Source organism: Streptomyces sp. TOM-9, assembly GCF_056858595.1.
Map to the genome: position 1 here is coordinate 1,950,035 of NZ_JBXEQB010000001.1, position 17,474 is coordinate 1,967,508.

Annotated in this window: 13 protein-coding genes; 7 read left to right on the forward strand and 6 right to left on the reverse strand. The window is 72.8% G+C overall.

Annotated elements, in window-relative coordinates; genetic code table 11:
- Window positions 1–126: 126 nt before the first annotated feature.
- From AC1VWI_RS09215 to AC1VWI_RS09225, 3 genes are read right to left on the reverse strand one after another with little or no spacing between them, the layout of a single operon-like run.
- Entirely contained in the window at window positions 127–3,246 is a 3,120-nt protein-coding gene (locus AC1VWI_RS09215; protein ID WP_499510470.1) for an alpha-mannosidase, read from the reverse strand.
- Window positions 3,247–3,260: 14 nt separating this feature from the next.
- Entirely contained in the window at window positions 3,261–4,604 is a 1,344-nt protein-coding gene (locus AC1VWI_RS09220; RefSeq protein ID WP_499510471.1) for a 6-phospho-beta-glucosidase, read from the reverse strand.
- The gene (locus AC1VWI_RS09225; RefSeq protein WP_499510472.1) at window positions 4,601–5,353 is read right to left on the reverse strand and encodes a DeoR/GlpR family DNA-binding transcription regulator; all 753 of its coding nucleotides are present in this window, start codon (window positions 5,351–5,353) and stop codon (window positions 4,601–4,603) included. Before AC1VWI_RS09225 ends, AC1VWI_RS09220 begins: the two co-directional genes overlap by 4 nt.
- A 197-nt stretch (window positions 5,354–5,550) precedes the next feature.
- Between AC1VWI_RS09225 and AC1VWI_RS09230 the strand changes: the two genes are divergently transcribed.
- From AC1VWI_RS09230 to AC1VWI_RS09245, 4 genes are read left to right on the forward strand one after another with little or no spacing between them, the layout of a single operon-like run.
- Entirely contained in the window at window positions 5,551–6,603 is a 1,053-nt protein-coding gene (locus tag AC1VWI_RS09230; protein WP_499510473.1) for a carbohydrate kinase family protein, read from the forward strand.
- A gap of 9 nt (window positions 6,604–6,612) precedes the next feature.
- Window positions 6,613–7,887 carry an ABC transporter substrate-binding protein gene (locus AC1VWI_RS09235; RefSeq protein WP_499510474.1) on the forward strand — a complete coding sequence of 425 codons (1,275 nt, stop codon included), beginning with the start codon at window positions 6,613–6,615 and terminating at the stop codon, window positions 7,885–7,887.
- A 1-nt stretch (window position 7,888) separates the two neighbouring features.
- A complete protein-coding gene (locus AC1VWI_RS09240; RefSeq protein ID WP_499510475.1) occupies window positions 7,889–8,917 on the forward strand; it encodes a carbohydrate ABC transporter permease in 1,029 nt (342 codons plus the stop codon).
- Window positions 8,914–9,753 carry a carbohydrate ABC transporter permease gene (locus AC1VWI_RS09245; RefSeq protein ID WP_326578253.1) on the forward strand — a complete coding sequence of 280 codons (840 nt, stop codon included), beginning with the start codon at window positions 8,914–8,916 and terminating at the stop codon, window positions 9,751–9,753. Before AC1VWI_RS09240 ends, AC1VWI_RS09245 begins: the two co-directional genes overlap by 4 nt.
- Window positions 9,754–9,807: 54 nt before the next feature.
- On the opposite strand, the gene AC1VWI_RS09250 is transcribed toward AC1VWI_RS09245, so the two are convergent.
- Window positions 9,808–10,572 (reverse strand): DUF4097 family beta strand repeat-containing protein, encoded by a 765-nt coding sequence (locus tag AC1VWI_RS09250; protein WP_499510476.1) that lies wholly within the window; start codon window positions 10,570–10,572, stop codon window positions 9,808–9,810.
- A gap of 180 nt (window positions 10,573–10,752) precedes the next feature.
- Here AC1VWI_RS09250 and AC1VWI_RS09255 point away from each other — a divergent pair, with 180 nt between their 5' ends.
- On the forward strand, window positions 10,753–11,625 hold the full coding sequence (locus AC1VWI_RS09255; RefSeq protein WP_499510477.1) for a DMT family protein: 873 nt from the start codon (window positions 10,753–10,755) through the stop codon (window positions 11,623–11,625).
- 33 nt (window positions 11,626–11,658) lie between these two features.
- Here the strand turns inward: AC1VWI_RS09255 and AC1VWI_RS09260 are convergent, their stop codons facing one another.
- Complete coding sequence (locus tag AC1VWI_RS09260) at window positions 11,659–14,073, reverse strand: phosphoketolase family protein (protein WP_499516752.1); 2,415 nt, start codon at window positions 14,071–14,073, stop codon at window positions 11,659–11,661.
- Between the two features lie 236 nt (window positions 14,074–14,309).
- Here AC1VWI_RS09260 and AC1VWI_RS09265 point away from each other — a divergent pair, with 236 nt between their 5' ends.
- Window positions 14,310–16,223: a PAS domain S-box protein gene (locus AC1VWI_RS09265; RefSeq protein ID WP_499510478.1), complete on the forward strand. Its 1,914-nt coding sequence runs from the start codon at window positions 14,310–14,312 to the stop codon at window positions 16,221–16,223.
- Here AC1VWI_RS09265 and AC1VWI_RS09270 read toward each other — a convergent pair.
- The gene (locus AC1VWI_RS09270; RefSeq protein ID WP_499510479.1) at window positions 16,198–16,620 is read right to left on the reverse strand and encodes a VOC family protein; all 423 of its coding nucleotides are present in this window, start codon (window positions 16,618–16,620) and stop codon (window positions 16,198–16,200) included. The two genes, AC1VWI_RS09265 and AC1VWI_RS09270, sit on opposite strands and share 26 nt — an antisense overlap.
- A 133-nt stretch (window positions 16,621–16,753) precedes the next feature.
- Here AC1VWI_RS09270 and AC1VWI_RS09275 point away from each other — a divergent pair, with 133 nt between their 5' ends.
- Entirely contained in the window at window positions 16,754–17,473 is a 720-nt protein-coding gene (locus AC1VWI_RS09275) for a class I SAM-dependent methyltransferase (RefSeq protein WP_499510480.1), read from the forward strand.
- The last annotated feature ends 1 nt before the right edge of the window (window position 17,474 follow it).

Consider the following 17,474-nt stretch of genomic DNA (forward strand, 5'->3'; position numbering starts at 1 on the left):
GGCACGGGGTGACGGCCGGGCGGTGCGTCGTCCGGGGCGGGCGTGGTGCGCGCGCCCCGGACGGCCCGGAACGGTCGGACGGGTGGCCGGCGGCCGGTGGCCGGACCGTTCCGGGCGGTGGGGCGGCTACGCGCGCGGCGTGAGACGCAGGGTGAGGATCTGGAACGGCCGCAGGGACACCCGGATCCCTCCGTCGGGCCCTACCTGCGCGCTCTCCCCCTCCAACGGGCGTTCCAGCAGGTCGGTCACCTGCACCCGCTGCACCGGGAACGAGGCGCGCAGGGTGGTCGCGGCGCGCCCGCCGAGCGACTCGTACAGCCGGACGACCACGTCGCCGGACCGGTCGTCGGCGAGCTTGACCGCCTCGATCGCGGCCCGCGTGCCGTCGAGGGTCACCAGGGGCGCGACCGGCCCGGTGCCCACGGCCCCGGCGGTGACGCGCAGCGGCAGGTTGAGCTCGTAGCCGCCCGCCACGGCGTCCTCCACGGCCGCGCCGGGCAGCAGCGCGTACGTCATGCGGTGCGTGCCCTGGTCGGCGTGCGGGTCGGGCACGCGGGGCGCCCGGACCAGGCTGAGCCGCAGCGTCGTGGTGGTGCCGCCGTCCTCGCGGGAGGTGCGGCCGACATCGTGGCCGTAGGTCGAGTCGTTGAGCACGGCCACGCCGTACCCGGGCTCGGCGACGTGCACCCAGCGGTGGCAGAAGACCTCGAAACGGGCCGCGTCCCAGCTGGTGTTGGTGTGCGTGGGCCGGAAGACGTGCCCGAACTGGATCTCGGCGGCGCTCCGGTCGGCGTGCACGTCCAGCGGGAAGGCCGCCTTGAGGATCTTCTCGCTCTCGTGCCAGTCGATCTCCGTCTCGAAGTCGATCCGCGGGCTGCCCGCGCGCAGCCGCACCGTCTGCGCGAGGCGGGAGCCCCCGAAGGACCGCTCGACGCGGATGGCGCCCACGAGCGGGCCCTCCTCCACGACGGTGATCGCATCGGCGGCCGTCAGGTCGGTGTACTGGCGACGGTAGTGCCGGTCGATGTCCCAGGCGTCCCACTGGTTGGGCAGGTCGGTGTGGAGCCGCAGCAGGTTGCCGCGCTCGCCCGGGGCCAGCACCTCGCGGCCGGCGGTCAGGTCGAACACCGAGGTGAGCAGCCCGTCGTCGTCGAGTTCGACCCGGACCAGCCCGTTGTCCAGGACACGGCCGGTGACGGTCACCTTGCCGCCCGGCTCACCCGCCACGACCGGCCCCGCCCCGGAGGCCGGCAGCTCGGCGAAAACCGCCACCCGGCCGTCGGCGAGCGGCTGGCCTCCGGCTCCGTCCGGCGCCGCCGGCACCGCCACGACCTCCGCCCGGGCCCGCGGCGAGGTGTTGAACACCCACGGCGCCGACGGCCCGGTGCCGGGGTCGCCGGCCACCACCGCGGCGGCGCCGGCCGTGATCGCCTCCAGCTCCTCCTTCAGGCGGGCATAGGTCGCCTCGGCCTCGCGGTGCACCCAGGCGATGGAGGAGCCGGGCAGGATGTCGTGGAACTGGTGGAGCAGGACCGTCTTCCACAGCCGGTCGAGGTCCTCGTACGGGTACGCGTACGAAGGGTCGCGCAGCGCGGCCGTGGCGGCCCACAGCTCGGCCTCGCGCAGCAGGTGCTCGCCGCGCCGGTTGCCGGACTTGGTGCGGGCCTGGCTGGTGTACGTGGCGCGGTGCAGCTCCAGGTAGAGCTCGCCGGACCACACCGGGGCGTCCTCGTACTCCGCCCGGGCCTCGCGGAAGAAGGTGTCCGGGTCCTGGACGACGACCTTGGCCGAGCCCTCCAGGTCGCGCAGGCGCCGGGCCTTCTCCAGCATCTCGCGGGTGGGGCCGCCCCCGCCGTCGCCGTGCCCGAAGGGGACCAGGGAACGCGTGCCGCCGCCCTTGTCGGCGTAGTTGCGCACGGCGTGAGCCATCTCCTCGCCGGAGAACACCGCGTTGTAGGTGTCGACGGGCGGGAAGTGCGTGAAGATGCGGGTGCCGTCGATGCCCTCCCACCAGAAGGTGTGGTGCGGCATCTTGTTCGTCTGGTTCCACGAGATCTTCTGCGTGAGGAACCACTCCATCCCGGCCAGCCGGGCGATCTGCGGGTAGGCGCCGGTGTAGCCGAAGGAGTCGGGCAGCCACACCCCCCGGCACTCGACGCCGAACTCCTCGGCGAAGAAGCGCTTGCCGTGGATCAGCTGGCGGGCCATCGCCTCGCCGCCCGGCAGGTTGCCGTCGGCCTCCACCCACATGCCGCCGACCGGCACCCAGTTGCCGGCCTTCGCCGCCTCCTGCATGCGCCGGTACACCTCGGGGTTGCGCTCCTTCACCCAGGCGTACTGCTGGGCCTGGGAGCAGGCGAAGACCAGCTCCGGATAGTCGGCGGCGAGTGCGGTGACGTTGGAGAAGGTGCGGGCGGTCTTGCGCTTGGTCTCACGCAGCGGCCACAGCCACGCGCTGTCGATGTGGGCGTGGCCGACCGCCGACAGCGTGTGGGCGCTGGCGTGGGCGGGCCGGGACAGCGCCCTGGCGAGTTCCGCGCGGGCCGCGGCGGCGGTGCCGGCGACGTCCGCGATGTCGAGGGCGTCGAGCATCCGCTCCAGGGCGCGCAGCAGTTCGTGGCGGCGCGGCTCGGCCGTGGACAGCTCACGCATCAGCTCGCCCGCGACCTCGATGTCCAGGACGAGGTGCCACACGTCCTCGTCGAGCACGGCGAGGTCCGCGCGGGCCATCGTGTACAGCGGTTCCGCGGGCGCCGTGAGCCGGTCGCCGAGCGGGGTCGGCAGGAACCCCTTGGCCAGGATGTCGGGGTTGGCGGCGGCCTCCAGCAGCAGTTCCACCGGTTCGCCGCCGGCCGCGGGGTTCGCGACGGGCACGTACTGGTTGCGCGGCTCGATGCCCTTGACCGGGGTGCCGGACGCGTCGTGGACCAGGGCCTCGGCCTGGCCGCCCGGCCAGTCGCCGATGAAGCCGAGGTCGAAGACGGCCTCGACGCGCCGGCCGGCCCAATCCGCGGGAACGGTGCCCCGGGCGCGTATCCAGCTGGTCGACCAAGGGGTGCCCCAGCGGTCGCCGGTCGCGAAGGGGACGTACTCGGCGGCCAGCGCCTCTCCCACCGGCACCGGTTCGCCGTCCACGTGCCACGCGGTGAGCGTCAGCGGCACCGACGCCGCGTACACCGCGGGGCGAATGCGCTGTTCGAGGACGCGGTCGAGGCGCGCCTCGACCTGCTTGCGGTCGTCGTGCATGGGTGCTGGTCCCCTCAGTCCCGGAGGTAGGCGAGGTCGGGTACGTGCTTGCGGTAGCCGTCGAGCAGACGCTGGGCGACGGCGACGGAGTCGACGAGCGGGTGGAGCGCGAAGGCGCGCAGCGCGGCGGCGCGCTCGCCGGTGGTGGCGGCCCGGATGACGTCGCGCTCGACGGCCTTGACGGAGGTGACCAGGCCGACGGCGTGGCCGGGCAGCGGATCGCCGACGATCGGGCGGGCGCCGTTGGCGTCCACGTGGCAGGGCACCTCGACGACGGCCTCGGCGTCGAGCGGCTCCAGGGCGCGGCGGTTGCGGACGTTGAGGATCAGCGTCGTGCGCTCGTCGAGGGCGATGGCCCGCATCAGGGCGAGGGCGACCTTCTCGTAGCCGCCGGACTCCAGGTCGCACGAGTCGCGTTCGCCGGCTCCCGCGGCCTCCCGGACGTCGGCGCCGTAGGTCGTCTCGCGCTCCAGGCGGGTGGCGTCCCAGGCCGCGAAGGGCTCCGTGCCCGGGGCGCGCATCGTCTCGTAGAAGCGCTGCTGCTGCTCCAGGAGGAAGGCGCCGCGGGTGTGCTCGGCGTCGCGCGCGGCGGCGACGGTCTCGCGGTTGGAGTAGTAGTAGTTCAGGTACTCGTTGGGCACCGAGCCGAGGGTGCGCAGCCACTCGGCGCCGAAGAGCTTGCCCTCCTCGAAGGAGGTGAGCGCCGCCTCGTCGGCCAGCAGGCGCGGGAGCAGGTCGACGCCGTCCACGCGCACCGCCCGCAGCCAGCCGAGGTGGTTCAGGCCCGCGTAGTCGAACCAGGCGCGGCCGGCGTCGACGCCCAGGGCGCGCGCCACCCTCCTGCCGAGGCCGACGGGCGAGTCGCAGATGCCGATGACGCGGTCGCCGAGGTGGTGGGACATGGCCTCGGTGACCATGCCGGCGGGGTTGGTGAAGTTGATGACCCAGGCGTCGGGCGCGAGCCGCGCGATGCGGCGGGCGATGTCGACGGCGACGGGGATGGTGCGCAGCCCGTACGCGATGCCGCCGGGGCCGACCGTCTCCTGGCCGAGGACGCCCTCGTCGAGGGCGACGCGCTCGTCGACGACGCGTCCGGCGAGGCCGCCGACGCGGATCGCGGAGAAGACGAAGTCGGCGCCGGTGACGGCCTCGTCGAGGTCGGTGGTGACGGTGACCCCGGGCGCGTCGGGGTGTCCCTGCGCCTGCTGCCGCAGCACCCGGACGATGGCGTCCAGGCGTCCGGGGTCCAGGTCGTGCAGGGTCACGTGGGTGACGCGGCCCGCCGCACGGTCCTCCAGCAGGGCGCGGTAGACCAGCGGGACGCGGAAGCCGCCACCACCGAGAATCGTGAGCCTCATACCTCGACCACCTCCACCCCCGCCTCGCGCAGCGAGGTCCGGGTCGTCGCGTCCGCCGGGGCGTTGGTCACCACGACGTCGATGTCCTCGGGCCCGCACACGCGGGCCATGCCGGTGCCGGGGAACTTCCCGGCGTCCGCCGCGAGCACCACCTGGTCGCTCGCCGCGATCATGGCCCGTTTGACGGGCACCTCCACGGCGGTCGTGTCCAGTATCTGCCCGCCCGGGCGGATGCCGCTGGTGCCCAGGATCAGCCGGTCGGCCCGGACCTGGCGCAGGTTGTCCTCGGTGAGGAAGCCGACCAGGGAGCGGTACTCGCGGCGCACGACCCCGCCGAGCAGCACCAGCTGGACGTCCTTCTCGTCCTGCAGCTCCTCGTAGACCGCGAGGTTGCTGGTGATCACCGTGAGCGAGCGGCCGCGCAGGTGCCGGGCGACCCGCAGTGCGGTGGTCCCGATGTCCAGCAGCACGGTCTCGCCGTCCTGGATGATCTCGGCGCAGCGGACGGCGATGGCGTCCTTGGCCTCGACGCGGACGGCGGCGACGTCCGGGAACGGGTCGTCCTCGCCGGTCAGCGGGACCGCGCCACCGTAGACCCGCTTCAGCAGGCCCTCGTCCTCGAGCTGGATGAGGTCGCGGCGGATCGTGGCCTGGCTGGCGCCGATCCGCTCGGCCAGCACGGTCACCGAGGTGGGGCCGTCCGCCCGCAGCGCACGGAGGATCAGCTCATGTCGTCGGTCGGGGAGCATGGCACGAACCCTACCCGGGCTCTCTGCAAAGTCAATCAAAGTCGAGCAGGTTTGTGATTGACCCTTGTCAAACCACTGCACAGCATGCAAGCTCTTGCCTACTTCAGGCCGGGGCGTCCCCCTGTCCGGGCCTGGACCGGGGGGGGACACGAAGCACCGGGCGCCCCGCGCCGGTGCCCCTGGAGAGGTAGGTCGCAATGCCGCGGTCGACACACGCCGGCAGCACCCGGGAGGAGGCAGCCGATGTCTTCCTGTCCGGGCTGCTCTTCTTCGACCTGGGTTTCACCGGGCTCCCCTCGGCTCCCACCCCGGGCGCCGAGGTGTGGACCAAGGGCATGGGCACGTCCCCCGGCGGGATCGCCAACTTCGCGGTCGCGCTGAGCAGGCTGGGGCTGCGCACGTCGCTGTCCGCGGCCTTCGGCGAGGACCTGCTCGGCACGCACCTGTGGCACGAGCTGTCCGTCACCGAGGGCGTCGACCTCTCCCGCTCGCGCCGTTTCGCCGGGTGGCCGACCCCGGTGACCGTCTCGCTGGCGTACGACGGCGACCGGGCGCTGGTCACCCACGGCCAGGAGCCGCCGCTCGGCCCGGACGCGATGATCGGCGAACCGCCGCCCAGCCGGGCCGCGATCGCCCACATCGGCGCCGAGCCGCTGGAGTGGGTGGGGCGCGCGCACGCGGCGGGCACCCTGGTCTTCGCCGACGTCGGCTGGGACCCCTCGGAGCGCTGGAGCCCGGCGGTGCTGGAACAGCTCGCCCTGTGCCACGCCTTCATGCCCAACGCCGAGGAGGCGATGGCCTACACCCGCACCGGCACCCCGCGGGCGGCGTTGTCCCGGCTGGCCGACCTGGTGCCGCTCGCCGTGGTCACCGACGGCGCCGGGGGCGCGCTGGCGGTGGACTCCACGACGGGCGAGAGCGCGTCGGTGGCCGGCCTGCCGGTGGACGCCGTCGACACCACCGGCGCCGGGGACGTCTTCGGGGCCGGGCTGGTCGCCGCCACCCTGGCCGGCCTGCCGCTCGCCGACCGGCTGCGCTTCGCCAACCTCGTCGCCGCGCTGTCCGTGCGGCGGATCGGTGGCGCCGCCGCCGCACCGGACGTGGCCGCCGTCGGCCGCTGGTGGCGGTCCGTGCGCGACTCCCCCGGCAACGACGACCTGCGCTCCGCCTACGCCTTCCTCGACCACACCGTGCCGGCCGCCGCGACGACCGCCGCCGGCCCGCACCACGCCGACCAGCCCGAGCAGTAGGAGAACCCCGTGGACCTTTCCCGCAGACGATTCCTGCAGGCGACCGTGCTCACCGCCGCGGCCGCCGGCCTCACCGCCGCGTGCGGTGGCGGCGGAGCGGGCGGCACCAGGAACGGCAAGAACCTCACGCTCTGGTACTGGGGCGGCGGGCTGAGCGACAAGGTTGTCAAGGACGCCGAGGCGCACTTCACCGCAGTGACCCTGAAGTCCGCGCAGATAGGCGGCGACTTCAAGCAGAAGCTGCTCACGACGCTGACCGGCGGCCAGTCCGTGCCCGACATCACCGGCATCAAGGGCGAGGACATGGCCTCCTTCCTGCCCAACGCCAACCGCTTCCTGGACCTCAACGACCTGGGCTTCAAGGACGTGGCCCCGCAGTACCTGGAGTGGAAGACCAAGCTGGCGCGCAGCGAGGACGGCCGGCAGATCGGTTTCCCGATCGACATCGGCCCCACCGCGATGTTCTACCGCGCGGACTTCTTCGAGCAGGCCGGGCTGCCCTCCGAGCCGGAGCAGGTCGCGGCGCAGATCAAGAGCTGGGACGACTGGCTGGCCGCGGGCCGGGAGCTGCACAAGGCGGTGCCGTCGGCGTCGCTGATCAACAGCGCCAGCGCGGTCTTCGACATCGCCGTGGGCCAGGGCACGCAGCGCTTCATCGACACCGACAACCACTTCGTCGGCGACCAGGACCACATCCGTGCCGCCTGGGACCTGGCCGTGCGGCCGTACGAGCTCGGGCTCGACGCCAAGATCAACGACAACAGCTGGAACGCGGCCATCGCCAAGGGCACGCTGGCGACCGAACTCGGCGCCGCCTGGCACGCCCTGGACATCTCCTCCGCCGCCCCCGACTCCAAGGGCAAGTGGCGCGTGGCCCCGATGCCGGGCGGCCCGTCCAACCTCGGCGGCTCCTTCCTGGCGCTGCCCCGCCAGTGCCGCAACCCCGAGCAGGCCTTCAAGGTCGTGAGCTGGCTGCTGAGCCCCGCCAACGACGCCCGCGGCTTCGCCGACGCCGCGGTCTTCCCGGCCGCCCCCGCGGCGTACGCGATGCCGCAGATGACCGCCGGCGATCCGTACTTCGGCGGCCAGAAGACCATCGACGTCTTCGGGCCGGCCGCCAAGGCGATCCCGGCGGCCTACGAGGCCCCGGCGGACGCGGCCCTGATGGCGACGTACAAGACCGAGCTGACCAACGTCGAGACCAAGGGCAAGAAGGCGGACGACGCCTGGAAGGACGCCGTGGCCCAGGCCAAGCAGGTCGCGCAGCGGCAGGGCGTGCGCTGACATGGCGGCGCCTCCGACCACCGGCCCCGGCTCCGTCGCGGTGGACGCCACCGGCGGCGGCCCGGGGCGGCCGCGGTTCCGTCCGCGCCGCTCCGCGCCCGCGCACCACCTGCCGCAGCCGGCGGCGCGGGCCGCCCGGCGCGGTGCGCTGTCCTTCTGGCCGCAGTACCTGGCGATCTCGCCGTTCTACCTGGTCTTCGGCGTCTTCATGCTCTGGCCGGTGTTCTACTCGCTCTACCTGGCCTTCCACCGCTGGGACGGCATCGGCGAGATGCAGTTCGTCGGGTTGCAGCAGTTCCGCTTCCTGATGGACGACCCGGTCTTCTGGCTGTCGATCCGCAACACCCTGGCCATCTGGGTGCTGTCGACGGTGCCGACGCTCCTGGGGGCGCTGGTGCTGGCCACGCTGCTCAACTCCGTGCGGCGCTTCAAGTCCTTCTACCGGATCGCGCTCTTCCTGCCGAACGTCACGTCGATCGTCGCCATCGCGATCTTCTTCGGGGCGGTCTTCAGCAACAACTTCGGCCTGGTCAACGCGATCCTGCACATGGCCGGCCTGCCCGAGGTCCAGTGGATGAGCAATCCGTGGACCATCAAGCTGGTCATCGCGCTGCTGATGACCTGGCAGTGGACCGGGTACAACATGATCATCTACCTGGCTGGCATGCAGGCCATCCCCGGCGAGGTCTACGAGGCGGCGCGGATCGACGGGGCCGGGCCGGTGCGGACCTTCCTGCGCATCACGATCCCGATCCTGCGCCCGGTCATCCTGTTCACGGTCGTCATCTCGACCGTCAACGGCCTGCAGAGCTTCACCGAGCCGCAGGTCCTGTTCGGGAGCAACGCGGCCAACGCCAATCTCGGCGGCCCCGGCCAGGCGGGTCTGACCACCTTGCTCTACTTCTACCAATCGGCGTTCTCCAACAACGACTTCGGCTACGGGGCCGCCATCGTCTGGGCGTTCTTCGTGCTCATCCTCGTGCTCGTCGTCGTCAACTGGCGCCTCGTCCAGCGCGGGAGGAAGTCATGACGCGCACCGCACGGTCGCTGCGCCCCAAGGGGCTCACCGCGCACCTCGTGCTGATCGTCGCGGTCCTCGTCTCGGTCTTCCCGTTCTACTGGACGATCGTCATGGCGACCAACACCACCCGCGACATCTACCGCACGCCGCCCAAGGTCTCCTTCGGCCCGCACCTGCTGGACAACGTCCGCACGGTGCTCGACAGCATCGACTTCTTCGGCTCGATGCTCAACACGCTGGCCGTCGCCTGCGTCTCGACCGTGCTCGTGCTCCTCGTCGACTCGATCGCGGCCTTCGCCTTCGCCAAGTTCGACTTCCCCGGGCGCAGGTGGCTCTTCGGGGTGCTGCTCGTCTTCATGATGCTGCCGCTGCAGCTGGCGATCATCCCGCAGTACCTGATCATGATGCACCTGGGCTGGCTCGGCACGCTCAAGGCGCTCATCCCGCCCGCGCTGGCCAACGCCTTCGGCATCTTCTGGCTGCGCCAGTACGTCAGCGGGGGCGTCCCCGACGAACTCCTCGACGCCGCCCGCATGGACGGCTGCGGCTTCCTGCGTCAGTACTGGCACGTGGTGCTGCCGATGATCCGCCCGGCGCTGGCGTTCCTCGGGATCTACGCCTTCGTCAACGCCTGGAACGACTACGTCTGGCCGCTGATCGCCCTGGTCAACCCCGAGCACATCACGCTCCAGGTCGCCCTGGCCCAGCTGAACGTCGGCCGCTCCACCGACTACAGCGTCGTGATGGCCGCCGTGCTCATCGCCTCCGCGCCCCTGGTGGTGGTCTTCGCGCTCTTCGCCCGGGGCTTCATCGCGGGCGCGACCGAGGGGGCCGTCCGCGGCTGACCCGGCACCGGTCCCGGGGCGCGCCGCCCGGCGCCCCGGGGCGGCCCGGGGCGGTCAGCCCGTCTGCACCGTGACCATGCCGTTCTCGGTGGTGGCGGTGATCCTGCGGGACGACGACGGATCGTTCGGCACGCTCACCTGCCTCATGCCGACGCCGGTCCGGGCCCGCACGTCGTAGGCGGTTCCGGGCGGCACGGTGACGGTGACCATGCCGTTCCCGGCGGTGGCGGTGACCTCCTGCGGTGCGACCTCGAAGGTCGCCTCGACGGTGCCGTTCTCGCTCGTCAGGGACGCCCGGCGGGCGCCGAGCGCGGTGCCGGTGACGCTCCCGTTGCCCGTGCCGAGGTCGACCGCGCCGGTGACGCCGTCCGCCTCGACCTCCCCGTTGTCCACCCTGACGGTGACGGGCGTCGCGGGGGGCACCCTGACGACGTAGTCGACCTTGCACGGCCGGCTGTTCCCGCACCCGGAGCCGACCAGCCTCAAGGTGCCGCCCTCGACCCGATGACGGGTGGCCGGTTTCACGGCGCCGTACTCCAGGGTCTCGGTCACCGACATCGGCCCGCTCCCCACGGTGATCCGCACGGAGCCGTTCTCATTGCTCACGTCGAGCGCCTTCGCGCCGGAGATCTCGTAGGAGTGCGGGGAGGAGTGCGAGGAGGACCCGCCGGTCGCGCCGCCGGGTGACCCCTCCCCCGAGGGGACGGCGGAGCCGGTGACGTCGGCACCTGGTGCCCCGTCGCCGCCCGCGTCGCAGGACACCAGGAACCCCGCCGCCGCAAGGGCCAGGACGACCGCCACCGCGCGCCAACTCTTCACCACTGCCTTCTCCTTGCACGTCGTCGACCATCGCCCCACGGGGAGCATATCGCTGCAAAGGCGGCATTCCCGATCCTCCGATGGGGTGACCGGCCCGTCGGCGGACAGGTGGGCAGGCGGCCAGGAAATGACGCGTGGCGGTCGCACCGGCCGCCCGCCTCCGGCCGTTACGGTCCGTGCATGGGACCGGGTATCGCCTTCGCTCTGTGTGCCGCCGTCCTGATGGGGACGGCGACGGTGATGCAGGCCATGGGCGCGCGCCGGGCCGCCGCGGGCTCGCCCGGGGCGCCGTGCTCGGGCGCGCGGACGCTGCTGGCGGCGCTGCGGTGCTGGCCGTTCGTGGCGGGTGTCGGGATGGACGCACTGGGCTTCGCGGCGGAGCTGGTCGCGCTGCGGTCCCTGGCGCTGTTCGTGGTCGAGGCGGCGCTGGCGTCCTCCCTCGCGGTCACCGCGGTCGTGGCGGCGGTGCTGCTGAAGGTGCGGTTGCGTGCGGCGGAGTGGACGGCGGTCGGCGCGGTGTGCGTCGGGCTCGCGGTGCTGGCGCTCTCCGCGGGCCGGGACGGCGGGGGCGAGGGGGACCTGCGGCTGCGGCTGGCGATCCTCGTCACGGCGGTCGTGCTGGCGGTCGCCGGCCGGATCGTGGACCGTCGTGTGACGCGGAGCAGGGCGGCGGTGCTCGGCGCCGTGGCGGGGCTCGGCTTCGGCGTCGTGGCGGTCGCGGTGCGGATGCTCATCGGGTTCGAAGTGGGCGAACTGCTCGCGGACCCGGCGACGTACGCCGTCGTCATCTCGGGGATCACCGGCTTCGTCTTCCTCGTGGACGCCCTCCAGGCGGGCTCGGTGACCGCCGCGACGGCGGCGATGGTCATCACCGAGTCCCTGTGGCCCGCGCTGTTCGGGGTGGTGTGGCTGGGGGACTCCACGCGGCACGACCGGGCCCCGCTCGCCGTGCTCGGCTTCGTGCTCTCGATCGCGGGGGCACTGGCCCTGGCGCGGTTCGGGGAGGCGGAGCAGGAGGCGCCGCCCGCGTCGGCCGCGGGCGGCGCGCCGTGAAGGACGGCTGACGGTCGCCTGCCGGTCAGCCGCTCACCGTCCCGGCCAGGTCCAGTCGGTGACCTCGGGCAGGTCCACGCCGTGCTCGCGGATCCACGCGTGGTGCCGCAGCCGGGCGTCCTCCATCAGCTGGCGTACCGGCGCGGCCCGCACCGCGAGCCCCGGCACGCGGTCGATGACGTCCATGACCAGCCGGAAGCGGTCGAGGTCGTTGCGGACGACCATGTCGAAGGGCGTGGTCGTGGTGCCGATCTCCTTGTAGCCGCGCACGTGCAGGTGGGCGTGGCCGGTGCGGCGGTAGGCGAGCCGGTGGATGAGCCACGGGTAGCCGTGGTAGGCGAAGATCACCGGCTTGTCGCGGGTGAAGAGCGCGTCGTACTCCGGGTCCGCCATGCCGTGCGGGTGCTCGTCCTTGGGCACCAGCCGTGCGAGGTCGACCACGTTGACCACCCGTACGGCCAGCTCGGGCAGATGACGGCGGATCAGTGAGGCGGCGGCCAGCACCTCCTGGGTGGGCACGTCCCCCGCGCAGGCCAGGACGACGTCCGGTTCGCGGGTGCCGTCCTCGGTGCCCGCCCACTGCCAGACCCCGGCGCCGCGGGCGCAGTGGGCGCGGGCGGCGTCGAGGTCGAGCCAGTCGAAGCAGGGCTGCTTGCCGGCGACGACCACGTTGACGTAGTCGCGGCTGTGCAGCACGTGCTCGGCGGTCGACAGCAGGGTGTTGGCGTCCGGCGGCAGGTAGACCCGTACGACCTCGGGCGCCTTGTTGAGGATGTGGTCGATGAAGCCGGGGTCCTGGTGGGAGAAGCCGTTGTGGTCCTGCCGCCACACGTGCGAGGTCAGCAGGTAGTTGAGGGAGGCGATGGGGCGGCGCCAGGGCAGCGCCCGCGTGGTGCGCAGCCACTTGACGTGCTGGTTCACCATCGAGTCGACGATGTGGACGAAGGCCTCGTAGCAGGAGAACAGCCCGTGCCTGCCGGTGAGGAGGTAGCCCTCCAGCCAGCCCTGGCAGGTGTGCTCGGACAGGATCTCCATGACGCGGCCGTGCCGGTCCAAATGTTCGTCGACGGGGAGTACCTCGGCCTGCCAGGCCTTGCCGCTGGCCTCGTAGACCGCCTGGAGCCGGTTGGAGGCGGTCTCGTCGGGGCCGACGAGCCGGAAGTCGCGGCGCTCGGCGGTGTCGGCCATGACGCGTTCCAGCAGGTCGCCGAGGATCCGGGTGGGCTCGTGCAGGGTCACGCCCGGCTTGTCGACCTCGACGGCGAACCGCTCCAGGGGCGGCACGGGCAGGTCGCGCAGCAGCAGCCCGCCGTTGGCGTACGGGGTGGCGCCGAGCCGCAGGTCGCCCTCGGGGACGCAGGCCAGCACCTGGGCGGTGGGCGCGCCCTGTTCGTCGAACAGCTCCTGCGGCCGGTACGAGCGCATCCACTGCTCGAGCTGCCGCAGGTGCTGGGGGTTGTCGCGGACCGCGGCCAACGGCACCTGGTGGGCGCGCCACGTGCCCTCCACGGGCAGGCCGTCGACCTCGGCCGGTCCGGTCCACCCCTTGGGCGTGCGCAGCACGATCACGGGCCAGCGCGGACGCCCGCTCTCCCCGCCCTCGCGCGCGGCGGCCTGGATCTGGGCGATGCGGTCCAGGGCGCTGTCCATCGCCTCGGCCATCGCGGCGTGCACGGCCATCGGGTCGTCCCCGGTGACGTGCAGCGGCTCGTGTCCGTAGCCGCGCAGCAGTTCGTCGAGCTCGCCCTCCGGGATGCGGGCCAGCACGGTCGGGTTGGCGATCTTGTAGCCGTTCAGGTGCAGCACGGGCAGGACGGCCCCGTCGTGGACGGGGTCGAGGAACTTGTTGGAGTGCCAGGACGCGGCGAGCGGCCCGGTCTCGGCCTCGCCGTCGCCGATGACGCAGGTGACGACGAGTCCGGGGTGGTCGAAGGCGGCACCGTAAGCGTGCGAGAGCGAGTAGCCCAGCTCACCGCCCTCGTGGATCGAGCCGGGGGTCTCCGGCGCGACGTGGCTCGGCACGCCCCCGGGGAAGGAGAACTGCCGGAACAGCCGGTCCATGCCCGCGGCGTCACGGGGGACGTCCGGGTAGGTCTGCGAGTAGGTATCCTCCAGCCACGCGTTCGCCAGGACGGCCGGGCCGCCGTGCCCCGGGCCCCAGACGGCGAGCTCCCGCTGCCCGCGGGCCTTGATCACCCGGTTGAGGTGGGTGTACACGAGGTTCAGGCCGGGCGAGGTGCCCCAGTGGCCGAGCAGCCGTGGTTTCACGTGTTCGGGGCGGAGCGGTTCGGCCAGGAGCGGATTGCCCATCAGGTAGATCTGGCCGACGGCCAGGTAGTTCGCGGCGCGCCAATGGGCGTCGAGGGCACGGAGCTCCTCGTCGTGCATGGCTTCCTCCGAAACGTCGGGTACGGGAGACCTCTCCTTCCCAGACTCGGCACTCGCGATGACGGTCCGCTAGGGCCGGATGGGGCCTCTTGCGGTGGTCCGGACGCCGACGGGATGTCCGACACGGGCCGTGATCTGGAGTGCGCGTGCCGCAGGAGGGGACAGGGAAGATCGCGGATTGAGCGGATTCGGGCGAACCGGACCGGTTTCGGCGCATCCCCGGCACGGCCCGCCGCCAGGCCCTACGGTCCCGGAATCGGCCCCGAACGGACGCCCGGATGGACAGGGGGACCACGATGCACGAGACCAGGACCGACATGCCGGCCCCGGCGGTCGGCGACCCGGCCGCAGAGGAGATGTTCCGCGCGCTGCTGGAGGCGGCCCCGGACGCGATGGTCATCGTGGACGGCACCGGTGTCATCAGACTGGTCAACGCGCAGACCGAGTCCCTGTTCGGCCACACCCGGCAGGAGCTGCTGGGCCGTCCCGTCGAGGTGCTGGTCCCCGATCGCTTCCGCGGCCACCACCCCTCATACCGGCACGGCTACGCCCACAACCAGCAGGTGCGGCCGATGGGCGCCGGACTGGAGCTGTACGGGCTGCGCAAGGACGGCCGGGAGTTCCCCGTCGAGATCAGCCTCAGTCCCCTGCAGACCGCCGACGGCCTGCTGATCTCCGCGGCGGTGCGCGACGTCAGCGAGCGCAAGGCCGCCGAGGAGCGCATCAACGAGCTGGCGGTGCTCGTCGAGTCGTCCCAGGACGCGATCCTCGCCAAGACCCTCGACGGCCGCATCACCTACTGGAACGCCGCGGCACAGCGGCTGTACGGCTACGCGGCGGAGGAGGCCATCGGCCGGCACGTGTCCATGCTGGCCCCGGCGCACCTGAAGGAGGAGATCGCGACCCTGCTGCAGCGGCTGGGCCGGGGCGAGCGGGTGGAGCACTTCGAGACGCTGCGGGTGACGAGCACCGGGCGGCTGCTGGACGTGGACGTGACCCTCTGGCCGATACGCGACCGCGACGGGGCCATCGTGGGCGCCTGCTCCATCGTGCGCGACATCGCCGACCTCAAGCGTGCCGAGGAGGAGCTGACGGAGCTGTACCGGCAGCAGCGGCACATCGCGCTGACCCTGCAGCGCAGCCTCATGGGGTCACCGGCCGAGCCGCCGGGCATGCGCACGGCCAGCCGATACTTCCCCGCCACGCAGGGCGCGGGCGTCGGCGGTGACTGGTTCGACCTGATCCCGCTGGGCGGCGGTCAGGTGGGCGTGCTCATCGGCGACGTGATGGGGCGTGGCCTGGAGGCCGCCGCGGTGATGGGGCAGTTGCGGTCGGCGGCCCGCGCGCTGGCCAAGACCGGGATACCCCCGCGGCAGTTGATGCAGGCCCTCGACGCCTTCGTCACCGACCTGCCCGACCAGCTCGTCACCTGCTGCTACCTGGTGGTGGACCCGGACGCGGGCGAGGTGACGGTCTGCTCGGCGGGCCATCTGCCGGTGCTGCTGGTGGACCCCGGCCCCGAGGCCACCGTGCGCGAACTGCCCGCGCCCATCAGCGTGCCGCTCGGCGTCGGCGACGTGCCGCACCAGCAGGTGTGCCTGCCCGTCCCCGCCGGGTCGACGCTCGTGCTGTACACCGACGGGCTGGTCGAGACGCCGCGCTCCGACATCGACGCACAGCTGCGCCGGCTCGGCACGGAACTGCGCACCGCCTTCGCCCGCTCTCCCGGGCTGGAGGAGGCCGCCGACATGGTGCTGGCCTCGCTCCGCCCCGACGCCGACGGCCACGCCGACGACGTCACCCTGCTGCTGGCCCGGCTGCCCGAGGCTCCGCTCGCCGCGACCACGATGGAGGTGCCGGCCGTCCCCTCGGCGGTCGCCGACGGACGCGGTTTCGTCCGCGAGACCCTGGCGCAGTGGGGCTGCGAGGAGGTCTCGGACGCCGCCTGCCTGCTGGCCTCGGAGGTCCTCACCAATGCCGTGCGGCACGCCCAGGGGCCGTTGCGGCTGCGGCTGCACCGTACCGACCGGGAGATCACCGTCGAGGTCACCGACCACAGCACGCACATCCCGCAGCGACGTCCGGCCGAACTCGGCGACGAGTCGGGGCGCGGTCTGCTGCTGGTGGAGGCACTGGCCACGGGCTGGGGCACCCGGCCGTCCAGCGACGGCAAGACGGTCTGGTTCACCCTCCTGCTGGCGCACCGGTGACGCTCCGGCCGGCGCCGCCGGCCACTTCGGCCGTCTCCACGAAGTGGGGGTTGTACATCACGCCGAGCAGGTTGCCGAAGGGGTCGAGGGCCGCACCCGCGACGAAGCCGTGGCCGTGGTCGCGCGGTGCCTCGTGCGGGCGGGCGCCCAGGGAGATCAGGCGCTCCCAGACCGCCTCGAGGTCGTCGACGTGCCAGTAGGCGACGACACCGGCGGGCGCGGAGGGCGTGCGGGAGACGCCCAGCTCCTGGCTGTGGTCGCCGAGGCGGAACTCGATGTAGTCCGGGGTGTCGAAGTACGGCTCGATGCCCAGCAGTTCGGTGTACCAGGCCTTGGCGGCCGCGAGGTCCTGCGCGTGGTAGCGGATGGTGGCCAGGCCACGGAATGTTGTCGTCATGCCGTCATGCTCGCCTGCCTTGCGGTCGGTTCCGGTCCGCATGGAGCGGGACGGGGCCCGGACGGCGGTGCGGGCACCGCCACGGCCGCGCGCCGCTGGTCCCGGCCCGCGGCCCGTCCGTAGCATCGGGTCCATGGCAACCCTGTGGGAGCTCATGCGCGACTGCATCCCCGACGACCACGCCCGCCAGGTCACGTCGCGCTTCTACCTCGACGAGGCCATGACCTCCGCCCAGGCGCCGGACCAGGTGGTCGACCTCGGCTGCGGCCGCGGCACCTCGGCCGCGCGCTTCCGCCGGCACAACCCGAAGGTGCGCTGGGTGGGCGTCGACATCGGCGACTCCCCCGAGGCGCGGCAGCGCACCGCCGGCGGCGACCCGGTCGTCCACTACGACGGCGTCCGGCTGCCCTTCCGCACCGGCGCCGTCCCGCTGATCTACTCGCACCAGGTGTTCGAGCACGTCTCCCGTCCGAGGGAACTGCTGGCCGAGATCGGCCGCGTGCTGCGGCCGGGCGCGGTCTTCATCGGCAGCACCTCGCAGTTCGAGCCGTACCACTCCTTCAGCCTCTGGAACTACACGCCCTACGGCTTCCGGGTGCTGGTCGAGGAGGCCGGGCTCGCCCTGGAGGAGATCCGGCCCTCCCTGGACGGGGTGACCCTCATCATGCGCTCGTACCACGGCCGGCCGCCCGAGTACGGCCGGTACTGGGACGAGGCGTCGCCCCTGAACGCCGAGATCGACACCTGGGCGCAGCGGACGAAGCGGGGCGCCGCCCTGGCGAACCTCCGCAAGCTCACCTACTGCGGGCAGTTCGCCTTCCGCGTCCGCAAGCCGGCCGGCGCCCCCGCCTGAC